Source organism: Bacillus sp. NEAU-CP5 (genome assembly GCF_026420705.1).
GTDB lineage: Bacteria > Bacillota > Bacilli > Bacillales > Bacillaceae > Bacillus > Bacillus velezensis.
This window is the reverse complement of sequence record NZ_JAPMOV010000001.1, coordinates 989,343-1,001,890: the sequence shown is the minus strand read 5'-3', so window position 1 is coordinate 1,001,890 and position 12,548 is coordinate 989,343. Positions and strand designations below refer to the sequence as shown.

The following is a 12,548-nucleotide window of genomic DNA, read 5'->3' as shown; positions in this document are numbered from 1 at the left end:
TTTTTTCATTCAGTAGGCCAGTCCCACCCTTTTTCTGACAAACTGCGGGCTGATCAGCTCACGGTACAGAAAATGCGCCGTGTCTCCGACGGTGATTTCAGCGCCGTCTTCAGGAAGGCGATCCTGTTCGAACCGGTAAACTCCGGCAGCATCTCCGTCAGGAAGGTAGGTGGGACAGATGATCGTCCAGTCAAGATCCTCTGCCAGCAGCATCTCGTATACGCGGGCGTGTTCCTTTGCGGCTCTTGTTGATTTTCGTTTTGATTCTGCCGATTCAAAACGGTATTGATCAGGCATAAGCCGTGACTGAAGGATACCCGCGGTTCCGATCGTAATCAGACGCTGAACATGATGCCGTTTCATGCTGTCTATTATATGGGTCATAGCGGCTGAAAGGGTATCGTCACCGTCCGTGCCGAGACAGCTCACGACTGTGTCCGCTTTGGAAATCAATCGGCTTACATCTTCCCGCCGCCTCGCATTCCCTGTTATGATTTGTTTTTCAGGAATGGGAAGGACTGTACCGGCTGATCTGACAAGAGCGAATATCTCCATATGTCCATGTTTCTGCGATTCTTTTATAAAAGCCTGTCCGACTCTTCCCGTTGCTCCGAGTAAAGCGATGTTCATGTAAAAAACCTCCTCGCCGCTCATTATATCATTCAAAGCAGCGGGGAAAAGAATACCTGTGGATAAACGGGAAATGGTGGGCAACATATTCATTGACCAAAGAAACACTTACGAACTGAAACAGCTCCCAATTGACTGAGGCAATGAATGACATGTTTTCCCTCCTTTTTTCCTAGGGTATGTGGAATAGGAAAAAAGGGTGACGGCATAAAAGAAGACGCGGTATCCCGCGCCTTCTGTAAGCCATTTATTGAGTTATTGTACGCCTTGGCCGCCCATGTTCTGCTGTGCGAAAGATACTAAACGTTTAGTGATTTCTCCTCCGACAGAACCGTTTGCACGAGAAGTTGTTTCTCCGCCAAGGTTTACGCCGAACTCAGAAGCAATTTCGTATTTCATTTGGTCGATTGCTTGAGCAGCGCCGGGTACTACTAGTTGGTTTGAAGAGTTGTTGTTTGCCATTTGTATGATCTCCTTTATAAAGTAGTATGGTTGGGTTTGCTGGAATTGCACCAGCCGATGGTTTTCGGAATGAAAACCATTGCCAGCTCGGCTTCACCCAATGCTGTTTGCCGCTTTATACTACGTATTATGGTGAATCAAACGGCATCTCATTCGGAAAACGGTGTGGTAAATAGCGGAAGGAAAAAAGAAAAGCCCAGCCTGGTGCGGCTGAGCTTTTAGCTTTCAGTCATATATGTGATAAAGCATTAATTCATGCAGCTCTTTTACGAGAGCCGGCTCTTCTTTTCCCGGATGTGTGTGTCCCCATTCAATGTCTCCGGACTTATGGTAAATCCCTTCGTAATGCGTACCCTGCCAGTAAAATGAAATCCGCCATCCGGGCAGTTTCTCTTTTTTGAATAACGGTTTCCAGCTGAAGTGCGAAATCATGACGTTCACGCTCCTTATGGGAAATGTTGATCTTGTTCATTGTAGCTCATCGTTCATTGCCTGTCCCGGGTAAACCTAAAAAAAGACAGCCTCACCGCCAAAGTTTTTCCGGGGCGGTGATGGACCGTTCTGATAAATACGACGCGTATTCAAAATTTCTCCGTTTTGTCAGGTAATCGACCGATCTCAGCTTCGGATGGGAAAAAATGCTGCGCCCGGGGCGGGAATTGGCTTCAAACATCCAAACTTTCCCTGAATGATCGACGCCGAGGTCAAAACCGATTTCGCCGATAAAACCTTCAATGTGCTCATTTAACACGCGGCTGACCGCCAAGGCGGCTTTTGAAAGTTTCCGCATCATGCCGACTCTCTCTCGCGGATCGCCGTATAATTCAGCTAACGTCATGACTTCTCCGCCGGTTGCCAGATGCGTCGTGATGCTGTTTTCACCTGAAATTTTTGCCGCAATGGCCGTCACTGTCCATTTCCCCTCGGCGTTTTTATTCGTGTGCACCCTGAAATCGACGGGGCGCCCATCCAGCCGGATCAGGTCAATGCCTTGCTGAATTAAAAATGCGGACGGGTCATTGTTTTCTTTAAATGATGTCATGAAGGATGCCGCATCTGAATACTCTGCCGTCACCACCGTTTTTTCCTCATTCGTGTGTTTGACAGATAAGCCGGCATCTGTTTTTTCCACCTTGTAAATCCCCGTGCCGAGTGCGCCGTCTGCAGGTTTGATATAGACGGTGTCAAACGTGCTGCATAACGTCTCTAACGCTTCCGCATTCGGGTGCAGGACAGATTTTGGCAGTAGTGAAGCGGTGAGACTGTTTTTTTCCAGAAGCTTATGAATGTCCCACTTATTAAAGAATTGCGGATTAAACCACGGAATCTGATAGTCATTCATCAGCCTTTGTTTTGTCTGCTGTAAAAGCGGAACTTCTTCTGTTTTTCGGCTGGGGAGCCTGTCATATACGACATTCGGAAGCGGGACGGCCGTCCGTTTCCAGCTGTTTTCTTTATAAATCAGCGCTTGGACGGTGCCTTCTTCCCAGTTGATCTGATGGGCCCCGAAAACGAAACAATATCCGTTCGCCTGTTCATGAAGAGAGAGCATCTTGGAAAAGAAGGCTGTACGGTCTCTTAATGGGCGGGACGGCGATGATGTGAACCCGGCTGTGAAAACGCCGATCAGCGGTCCGATGTGCACCGTCTGGCCGTGTATGAGAAAGTCAGCCCGGCTTTTATGCGGTATCAGCAGCTCCTCAAACAAATCTTCAGAAAGGAGCGCGCTTTTTTCAAGTGATTGAGAAAAGGCTACACGGCATTTGACAACCTTGGTCCCGAAGGCAGCGGATAAAAGCCCTTCCCGTTTCATGGAGGAGGGGAGAAACAGCGTATTTTTGCTTTTTTTATCGATGCCGACAATCATCCCTTTATGATTCACGCGGTAATACTCCTTTCCGGCTTTCCTGTGACTGAAGCTCGCGGAAGCGTCTCAGCGGATTCGTATACAAATCCTCTTTCGCCTCCGGAGCCACGCTTAAAATAGCTTTCCGTCCCGGCTTTGAATTGACATCCAAAAGCCAGATGCGTCCGTCTTTGGCATAACAAATATCGAGCCCCAGCTCAAACAGCGGCCCGAACCGTTCGTCAAGGAAATAAGGGACGGATTGGGTGATCGAAAAGACATCATCCAATAAAACGGCCTGCTGCTTTCTCGGAATTTCCTCAAACCATGTGTCAAACTTAATCGGTTCTGATCCTCCGGGCAAATGAGATAAAAGACCGTTCTGATAGCCCCTTCTGACCGCTTTTCCGACCGTTTCCCAAACGCCTGACTCAGTTTTACGCATGAAAATGCGGATGTCGCACGGATGCCGCTCTTTATCCTGGATATTTAAGTAGGATTGAAGCAAATAGCGGTGCTGCAGCACTTTTTTGCACCAAGACTTAAAAGACACGTGATTGGAAAATGATTTTGTTTGTTTGTTTTTTCCGATATAGTAAGTGGCCGTAATTGATTTTTTGCCTGTTTCAAGCAGGATGATGCCTCTGCCTCCCGCGCCGAAAGCGGGCTTAAGTATACATGCTTTTTCCTTGGCTAAGTATGATTGCACCTGTTCATAGCGGCTGACTTCGGCCGTTTCAGGAATATAGGGACTGATCAGATGATGCTTTTGGAGCGCATCCGTGATCGTCCATTTATCAGGAAGCCCCCGGCCGATAAATTCCGTTTTCGGATATTTTTTCAGCCATTCGACGATCGGTTTGGCTTTTTGCGCTTCAGCGGATTTTCCGTAAAAACAGCGGTCGTAAATATATTCGGGAATATCGATTTCCGTTTCGTTCCACTTTCCGCTTTGCGGGTGATAGACGAGCGCTTTCACGCGCAAAGAATCCGGAAATATATCAAACGGTGTAAAGCGGGCTAAGCGCACATTATATTGAGGCGCTCTTTCAGCCAATTCCCCGGCGTAATCTTCCTCGTGCCGGCGGGATACAGACATAAAACCGAGTGTTGTCATATTATTACTCCCCCTTTATTCAAAAAGCCGCTGATGGAACGGCCCTTCCATCCAATAAATATGCTAAGCGCGTTATAAAAGATGATCTACTGTAAAGAGTACGAAACAGCATCTTGCCTTATTCCTCACAAACAACAATTCAGGTTCTTCATTTGCCCGCATGCCCGCCAGCCTCTATAATACGAATAGATATATCATCAAGAAAATAGAACATAAGATGGAGGCAGAAGAAAAGGAATGGGCATAGCAGGAACGTTTCTATTTATGATTGTGATCGGAGCCGCGATCGGCGCGGTGACGAATCATCTTGCCATTCAGATGTTATTTCGTCCGTACCGGCCGTATTACCTGTTCGGAAAACGGGTTCCGTTTACGCCGGGGCTGATCCCGAAAAGACGGGATGAATTGGCAAAACAAATGGGGCTCATGGTGACGAACCACCTTTTAACCCCGGAAGGAATAAAAAAGCGGCTTTTATCAGATACCGTTAAAAACCAGGCGCTTCTTTTCGCCGAACAATTCACGCAAAAAATGGCCGCTTCCGAGATGACGGTGCACGAAGCTTTGGCCGCCGCGGGCATCGGGAATCCGCAGGAAAAGACGGATGCCTGGATTGACCGTTTTACCGATGAAAAGCTTTCGGAACTGTACCGGAAATATGAGCACCGCGCCATAAAAGACTGGCTTCCTGATGAGCTTCAGGAAAAGCTGGATGAAAAAGTCCCGCTGGCCGCAGATTATATTCTGAAGCGGAGCATTGATTATTTTGAGAGCGAAGAAGGGAAAGAAAGGCTCGGAAATATGATTGACGACTTTTTGAATTCCCGGGGGATGCTCGGCAGCATGGTGCAGATGTTCCTCGGCAATTCAAGCTTGGCAGACCGTGTGCTGCCTGAGCTGTTAAAGTTTTTGCGCAATGAGGAAACGAAAAAGCTTCTGGCTGATCTGCTTTCTCAAGAATGGGGCAAGCTCAAATCTTATACACTTTATGAGGCCGATGAAAAGTGGAATGCGAAAGATCTGCTGTTCAGCATGAAAAAGCGGGCTTTGGCCGCACTTCAAACCGCGCCCTTTTTCGAATGCCGGCTCGGTGACATCATCTCCCGTTATGAAGGGGAGATTACGGGAACGTACGCGCCGAAGCTGCTTGATGCGGCACTCGGCAGTATTGCCGCTCATTTGGAGGATGTGCTGAAACGGCTGCGTCTTGAGGAAGTGGTCAAAGAGCAGGTTGATCAGTTTCCCGTTGAACGGCTGGAGGAAATGGTGCTGTCGATTTCCAAGAGAGAATTTAAGATGATAACGTATTTAGGCGGTCTGCTCGGCGGGATAATCGGAGCAATTCAGGCTTTGTTTGTCATTCTTTTCTAAGGAAAACATACGCCGATGATGAAAGTCGCTCCGCAGTCTGTTATAGTGGAGTGGTATGTCCGAAAGGAAGAAAGGAGCGGTTACTATGGCAGTTCATTTTTATGATGCAGCATATGATCTTGAAAAAGCTTTGCGAAACAGTGATGAATACAGCCGTCTGAGAGGGCTTTATGATCAAGTAAACGCAGATGAATCCGCAAAACGCATGTTTGATAACTTCCGCAATGTACAGCTGCAGCTGCAGCAGAAACAGATGTCAGGTGAAGAAATCACTCAGGAAGAGGTAGAGCAGGCACAAAAAACGGTTGCTCTCGTACAGCAGCATGAATTGATTTCTCAGCTGATGGAAGCGGAACAGCGCATGAGCATGCTGATCGGCGAGTTAAACAAAATTATTATGAAACCTCTTGAAGAGCTTTACGGCAGCCCGGAATAAGCTCCACACCCCTCCATCTATGAAATGGAGGGGTTTTTTTATTCAACAGAAAAATCAAGCGAACCTTTTACCGTACCGTTAATGATGACAGACAGAGTGTGAATTCCCCGATAATGCTTGCGGGTGGTTAAATCTTTAAGGGAATGATGTTTGCTGAAGGCTTTTACGTCTCCGTTATCCATGGCGGACTCCGACATCTTAAACACCTTGCGGCTGCGGTGCCACCTTTTCTTTACAAAATCAATCGCGTATTCAACCCTGACTTTTTGCCGGGCGGATGAGCGGATCTGAAAAGAAAAATGTATGCTTGTTCCGATGGCGGCCGTTTCCGAATTCAATGTAAAACGTTCCAATGAAATCCGGGTGGCGTCTTCAAACCCGAAAACCGCAAGCGCCTGTTTGTCTCCTCTTTTTAACAGTGTCCTGCAGGCGTGCTTCAAAATCCAGTCCGTGTGCGGACAGCTTCCGAACCGCTCGGCTGCGATCTGTGCCAGAAGATCCGGATGTGTTTTGGAGATGTCATTCAGGTTATTCGCCACGCTTTTTCTGACATATAGCGAGTCATCCTGCATCAAGCGGTCCAGAACAGGGAGAATCGGGGAAGGATCGTCAAGAAGAGCCGGAATGGAGATTCCCCACGGCAGGCGCGGTCTTGAGCCTTCGCTGGCCAGCCTTCTGACATGTTCGTCCGGATGCTCCGTCCAGGAAAGGAACTCTTTGAACATCCGCTCCCGGTCAAGCCTGATATACGGGCGGACCGCAAATTCAGAAGTGGAAAAACGAGTGAAATACTGAAGCGCCTTCATTGATTCGTCCCAGTGATCCGTTCCGTACTGTTGGACATAATCGGGAAAAATAATCCCGGCGAGCCCTGAGAAGTGGGGAGCTATCTCGTATAAGACGTCAAGCGCCCGTATGTAATCCTTCGGCAGTGTTTCATATAGAGAGTCTGTGATCCGGCGCATCCGCTGTTTTAACGTCAGTCCGGGCCAATCTTCCTGAAACATCAGCGCCCGGCACTTGTCCCGCTCAAAAGCCGGATACGCCGATTTGATTCTGTTGAACAGTGCTTCTGCAAATTCTTCGTTATAAATATCTTTTAATAGAGACATGACAGTCACCGCTTTTTTTTCTTTTATTATATGAGAATGTATGTTCCCTTTCAACTTTATCATACATTCAGCACAGATATTTCCTCTAATTTTTTTAGTTAAAAAAACCCTTGTTTTTTAGCAATATAATTGAGATAATAACTCTGAAAGCGCCTACACTTACACTTACAGATGATCTAAGGATACGGTCGCCTATACTGCCTGGTATGATAAGGGGTAGCAACAGAGAGTAAGTGAAACGAGCGCATCAACGGTCAAATAAGGGGTTCCTGATATATTTCGTAAATAGAAATACACATTGGGGAGAAGGCAGCAAATCGATCGTATCCCAACAAAACGACAGTTCAAAGTCTGCTTGAGGCAGGCTTTTTTGCTGCGGAGAAAAGGTTGTTCTAAACAAAGAGACAGGGTCATATCCTAATGACAAGTACAGTCATCAAGGAGGGGGACTTCTCTGTGTCAAAACAAATGCTGGCGTTAAATATAGACGGAGCGCTTCTTCGCTCCAACGGCAAACTTCATCAAACGACAAAGGATGCCATCGAATACGTCAAGAAAAAAGGAATTTACGTCACACTGGTCACAAACCGCCATTTTCGCTCCGCTCAAAAAGTGGCGAAAATATTAAAGCTGAATGCGAAATTGATTACCCACAGCGGCGCATACATTTCTGAAAAAATAGATGAGCCGTTTTTTGAAAAGAAAATATCAGAAGATCACACGTTTAATATTGTTCAGGTGCTGGAAAGCTATCCATGCAATATCCGGCTTCTTCACGAAAAATATTCGATCGGAAACAAGAAGAAAGTGAACTCCAATCTGGTCGGGAAAACGATGATTCACCCGTCTGACCCGATTTTTTATCCGGTGCAGTTTGTCGAATCATTAAGTGACCTGCTCCTTGATGAGCCGGTTTCAGCGCCTGTCATTGAAGTGCATGCCGAAGATGGCCTGCAGGCTGATATAACGGATACGATAATGAAAGCATTCCCGGCCGTCGATGTGATCCGCGTCAACGGAGAAAAACTGAACATCGTGCCTAAAGGGGTTTCAAAAGAAAGCGGACTTTCGATGGTCGCCGCTGATCTCGGGCTTTCAATGGAAGAGGTTGTGGCTATCGGCCATCAGGAAGATGATCTGCCGATGATCGAGCTGGCCGGTCTCGGCGTCGCGATGGGGAATGCCTCAAATGAATTAAAAAGAAAAGCGGACTGGGTGACAAGGTCAAATGATGAACAGGGAGTCGCCTATATGATTAAGGAATATTTCCGCATGCAGCACCGCAAAGGCTTTCTCGATAAGTTCCATATGAAACGGCCGTAATCAAGAGCCGCAGACGCGAACCGCCGGTCTGCGGCTTTTTCGCGGATTGATTTTAGCCTGTTCTTTCTGTACACTAAAGAAAGTTTTGAATCTGAAAAATAAGGTGATCACATTGCAAATAAAAATAGACGGCATCACGGATGACAGGCTGCATCGTCCGCTGCAAAACATCGCGAATTTATTTTTTGAAGAGTGTGTTCTTGCATACGGCGAAACGGAGGAGCCCTCTGATCTCGTCATCTCACTTGCCATTTCTCAAGATGCAGACAGCGTGTCGGTATCCGGAGAAATCAAAGGAACCGGCGAAAAGGAACATCATACGAAACCGCTTCTTGCCGGATGGAGCGAAAAAGAAGTATTTAAACAGGTGAAAAACACGCTGTCGTACGTCTACTTAAATCTTCTTCAATCGCATACGGGCATGACACAAAAATGGGGAATCTTAACCGGCATCAGGCCTACTAAACTTCTTCATAAAAAGCTGCAGAGCGGCCTGACAAAAGAAGAGGCGCACGCCGATCTGAAAAAAGATTATCTGATCCATGATGAAAAAATCAATCTGATGCAGGAGATCGTCGACCGCCAGCTCGCTGCGGTTCCCGATCTGTACCGGGTCAAAGATGAAGTCAGCATATATATCGGCATCCCGTTCTGCCCGACGAAATGCGCCTACTGCACGTTTCCGGCTTATGCCATTCAAGGACAGGCGGGAAGAGTCGGCTCCTTTTTATGGGGGCTTCACTATGAAATGCAGAAAATCGGAGAATGGCTGAAGCGGCATGATATCAAAGTGACGACCATTTATTTCGGCGGCGGCACGCCGACAAGCATTACCGCTGAGGAAATGGATCTTTTATATGAAGAAATGGTCCGCTCTTTCCCGGATGTCGCGAATATCAGGGAGATTACCGTTGAAGCGGGCCGTCCCGACACGATTACGGAGGAAAAGCTGGCCGTTTTAAATAAGTATAAGATTGACAGAATCAGCATCAACCCGCAATCTTATGAAAACGAAACGCTTAAGGCCATCGGCAGACATCATACAGTTGAAGAAACCATCGAAAAATACCATTTTTCCCGCAAACACGGCATGAATAACATCAACATGGACCTGATCATCGGCCTGCCGGGAGAAGGGACGGCTGAGTTCAGGCACAGTCTTGAGGAAACGGAAAAGCTGATGCCTGAATCTTTGACCGTTCATACGCTTTCTTTTAAACGGGCGTCAGAAATGACGAGAAACAAGCATAAGTATAAAGTTGCCGACAGACAGGAAGTGTCCCGCATGATGGATGACGCCGTCCGCTGGACAAAAGAGCACGGCTATACGCCGTACTACTTGTACCGGCAGAAAAACATTCTTGGAAACCTTGAAAATGTCGGCTACTCCTTCCCTGGTCAGGAAAGCATCTACAACATTATGATTATGGAAGAAGTGCAGACGATTATCGGTATCGGCTGCGGCGCGGCAAGCAAATTCATTCATCCGGAAACCGGAAAAATCACGCACTTCGCCAATCCGAAAGACCCGAAATCATATAATGACCGATTCGAGCATTATACAGAAGAGAAAATCAAATACTTAGATGAGATGTTCGTCAAATCTGCATTATAATATCAAAAACGGCACGGAATCAGCGTGCCGTTTTTTTATGTTTAACCGTCTGCAAAAACGGGAAAAGACCATTAGACTGTTATTCGTAAGAGGTGCATAATATGTATGATGTCATAGGAGCGGGAATCGGGCCGTTTAATTTAGGGCTTGCCGCATTGTTAGAGGATATACCCGGAACAGACGCTCTTTTTTTCGATAAAAAGAAAGAATTTGCGTGGCATCCCGGTCTATTAATTAAAGGGACGGATTTACAGGTGGCGTTTCTGGCGGACCTGGTCACGCTCGCCGATCCGAAAAGCCGCTACACGTTTTTAAACTTTCTCCATGAACATGACCGGCTGTACCGGTTTTATACGTTTAATGAATTTGATATTCCGAGACGGGAATTTAACGACTATTTGAGCTGGGCGGCTTCAGAAATCAAATCATGCCGTTTCGGCTCAGAGGTAATCGGTGTGAAAAATGCCGGCGACCATTATGACGTCAGCGTCAAGAACATTGAGGACGGAAGCATCAGTGTCTATCAAACGAAGCATTTCGTCATGGGGACGGGGTCTGAGCCGCTTATTCCCGCAGAGATTGCTGACGAAGCGCGTCAGGACACGATGGTCAGCACGGAATATTTGTTTCGGAAAGACGAGCTCGCCGGCGCCGAATCAATTACAGTGGTCGGTTCCGGACAGAGCGCCGCGGAGATCTTTTCTGACTTATTGCACGATGAACAATACCGCCGCAGCCGGCTGCAATGGGTGACACGCTCCGCCGGATTTCGAGAATTGGAAACCGCCAAGCTCGGGCAGGAAATGTTTACACCTGATTATGTGGAATATTTTAACCGCCTGCCTTTTAAAGAACGGCTGAACACACTCCCTGAGCTGGACGGACTGCGCCACGGCATTGATTCTGACACACTTGCCGCCATTTACGATGCCCTGTATCACAGATCGATCAGCGGAGGTTCGCCTGACGTGTATATTCAGCCGATGGCGGAGCTTGAAAAAATTGAAAAGCAAAACGGGCGCTGCGTACTGAGCTTTCATCAATGGCAGATGGATGAAACCTTTACGGCCGATTCAGAAAAAGTGATATTGGCGACCGGTTTTAAACCTCATATTCCGGAATGGTTTACGGCAATTGCCCCCGATATCGAATGGGAGGATGAGAAACGGTTTAAAGTGACGGCAGATTCCCGTCTTGTCTTTAAGGACGACAGGCGGCATCATTTTTTCACATTAACGAATCTTGATCATGCTCACGGAACGGGCGCTACGAATTTGAAGCTGTCTGTTTACAGAAATCAAAAAATCATCAATACCATTCTGGGAAAAGAGCATTTCTCCATTAATAAAAAAACGGCTTTTCAGCAATTTCTTCCCGCTCAAAAAAACTGACCCCTTATGAAGAGGTCAGTTTTTTTATGATTTCTGCGGCTTCTTTTCAGGCGTCTTCCATTTGAACACGCTGTTCAACAGGAGATATATCCGCTTCGATTCTTTCGTGAGCAAAGGGCCGAAGATGGCCAGTATCAGAACATATAAGGCGGCGAAAGGTTTAAGTGAAGCGGACAGGCCGCCGGCGATGCCGAGATTTGCGACGATAATGGAGAATTCGCCGCGGGACACAATGGTCAGCCCGATATTGGACGATGCTTTATGAGAAAGCCCCGCCCGGCGCCCGGCGATCATGCCGGCGATAAAGTTTCCGGCAATCGTCAGCAGAACGGCGCCGAGGGCGAGCCATACCGCATCTCCGAGTGAAAACGGATCAATGCTGAGACCGAAACTGAAGAAAAACATGGCTCCGAAAAAGTCACGGAACGGCACGACAAGGTGCTCAATCCTGTCAGAATGGGCCGTCTCCGAAAATACGAGTCCGAGCAAGAGCGCGCCGATCGCTTCAGCGACATGAATCGTTTCGGAAAAGCCGGCAATGAAAAAGAGCGCGGCGAAAATGACGATGACAAATACCTCGTTTGAACGGATATCAAGCAGCTTGTTCAGGAGAGGCGGCAATTTTCGGGCGGCAATGAAAAACAGCAGCATATATCCGAAAGCGATCACGATTGACATCAGCGCGCCTCCGACAGACGTCGCGTCTCCCAGAACAAGCCCGGAAACGACGGACAAGTAAACCGCCAGAAAGATATCCTCAAACATAATGATGCCGAGAATCAGCTCCGTTTCCGGATTGGCCGTGCGCTTTAAGTCCACAAGCACCTTTGCGACAATGGCGCTTGATGATATCGTGATGACGCCCGCCAATACAAGCACTTCCAAAAAGGAAAAGCCCGTGATAAAGCCGTAGATCAGCCCTAAACTGAAATTAATCAGAATATAAATCGTTCCGCCGGCGGCGATTGAACCTCCGGATTTGACTAATTTTCCGACCGAGAATTCAAGCCCGAGGTAAAAGAGGAGGAACAGGACGCCCATCCGCCCGAAAAATTCAATCACTTCCCGGCTTTCGATAAACGTCAGGTCAATGATGCCCGCTTGGGGCGCGTGCGGCCCGACAAGCATTCCTAAAATGATCAGGAAGGGGATGATCGAGAATTTAATTTTATTGGCGATGACACTCGCAATGGCCACAAGAACTAACGCCGTACCGACTTCAAATACGAGATGGTCCATAAACAG

The 12,548-nt window shown here is 47.5% G+C and carries 13 protein-coding genes; 5 read left to right on the top strand and 8 right to left on the bottom strand.

Annotated features, from left to right (window positions below):
- Positions 1-9: 9 nt before the first annotated feature.
- From OTK50_RS04455 to OTK50_RS04430, 6 genes are all read right to left on the bottom strand, one after another.
- Positions 10-630: an NAD(P)-dependent oxidoreductase gene (locus OTK50_RS04455; protein ID WP_224224151.1), complete on the bottom strand. Its 621-nt coding sequence runs from the start codon at positions 628-630 to the stop codon at positions 10-12.
- Positions 631-658: 28 nt separating this feature from the next.
- Positions 659-784, bottom strand: coding sequence for a hypothetical protein (locus OTK50_RS04450; RefSeq protein ID WP_007610363.1), 126 nt, complete (start codon positions 782-784; stop codon positions 659-661).
- A gap of 101 nt (positions 785-885) precedes the next feature.
- The gene (locus OTK50_RS04445; RefSeq protein WP_007610368.1) at positions 886-1,092 is read right to left on the bottom strand and encodes an alpha/beta-type small acid-soluble spore protein; all 207 of its coding nucleotides are present in this window, start codon (positions 1,090-1,092) and stop codon (positions 886-888) included.
- Positions 1,093-1,317: 225 nt separating this feature from the next.
- Positions 1,318-1,533: a YheE family protein gene (locus OTK50_RS04440; protein WP_012117190.1), complete on the bottom strand. Its 216-nt coding sequence runs from the start codon at positions 1,531-1,533 to the stop codon at positions 1,318-1,320.
- An 82-nt stretch (positions 1,534-1,615) separates the two neighbouring features.
- Positions 1,616-2,974 (bottom strand): YheC/YheD family protein, encoded by a 1,359-nt coding sequence (locus tag OTK50_RS04435; RefSeq protein ID WP_088462344.1) that lies wholly within the window; start codon positions 2,972-2,974, stop codon positions 1,616-1,618.
- On the bottom strand, positions 2,964-4,055 hold the full coding sequence (locus OTK50_RS04430) for a YheC/YheD family protein (RefSeq protein WP_088462343.1): 1,092 nt from the start codon (positions 4,053-4,055) through the stop codon (positions 2,964-2,966). Before OTK50_RS04430 ends, OTK50_RS04435 begins: the two co-directional genes overlap by 11 nt.
- Before the next feature lie 237 nt (positions 4,056-4,292).
- On the opposite strand from OTK50_RS04430, the gene OTK50_RS04425 reads away from it, so the two are divergent.
- Positions 4,293-5,426 (top strand): DUF445 domain-containing protein, encoded by a 1,134-nt coding sequence (locus OTK50_RS04425; protein WP_032874319.1) that lies wholly within the window; start codon positions 4,293-4,295, stop codon positions 5,424-5,426.
- A gap of 85 nt (positions 5,427-5,511) precedes the next feature.
- Positions 5,512-5,862 carry a YlbF family regulator gene (locus OTK50_RS04420; protein ID WP_014720937.1) on the top strand — a complete coding sequence of 117 codons (351 nt, stop codon included), beginning with the start codon at positions 5,512-5,514 and terminating at the stop codon, positions 5,860-5,862.
- Positions 5,863-5,900: 38 nt separating this feature from the next.
- Here OTK50_RS04420 and OTK50_RS04415 read toward each other — a convergent pair whose 3' ends face one another.
- Positions 5,901-6,974 (bottom strand): DNA alkylation repair protein, encoded by a 1,074-nt coding sequence (locus OTK50_RS04415; protein ID WP_266121835.1) that lies wholly within the window; start codon positions 6,972-6,974, stop codon positions 5,901-5,903.
- Between the two features lie 456 nt (positions 6,975-7,430).
- Here OTK50_RS04415 and OTK50_RS04410 point away from each other — a divergent pair, with 456 nt between their 5' ends.
- The 3 genes from OTK50_RS04410 to OTK50_RS04400 all read left to right on the top strand — a co-directional run bounded on the left by OTK50_RS04410 (position 7,431) and on the right by OTK50_RS04400 (position 11,303).
- Positions 7,431-8,297: a Cof-type HAD-IIB family hydrolase gene (locus tag OTK50_RS04410; RefSeq protein WP_007409237.1), complete on the top strand. Its 867-nt coding sequence runs from the start codon at positions 7,431-7,433 to the stop codon at positions 8,295-8,297.
- 112 nt (positions 8,298-8,409) lie between these two features.
- Positions 8,410-9,912 (top strand): coproporphyrinogen III oxidase, encoded by a 1,503-nt coding sequence (locus tag OTK50_RS04405; protein WP_221664303.1) that lies wholly within the window; start codon positions 8,410-8,412, stop codon positions 9,910-9,912.
- Positions 9,913-10,013: 101 nt separating this feature from the next.
- A complete protein-coding gene (locus OTK50_RS04400; protein WP_038457471.1) occupies positions 10,014-11,303 on the top strand; it encodes a lysine N(6)-hydroxylase/L-ornithine N(5)-oxygenase family protein in 1,290 nt (429 codons plus the stop codon).
- Positions 11,304-11,327: 24 nt separating this feature from the next.
- Here OTK50_RS04400 and OTK50_RS04395 read toward each other — a convergent pair whose 3' ends face one another.
- Complete coding sequence (locus tag OTK50_RS04395) at positions 11,328-12,542, bottom strand: cation:proton antiporter (RefSeq protein WP_221664305.1); 1,215 nt, start codon at positions 12,540-12,542, stop codon at positions 11,328-11,330.
- Positions 12,543-12,548 lie beyond the last annotated feature (6 nt).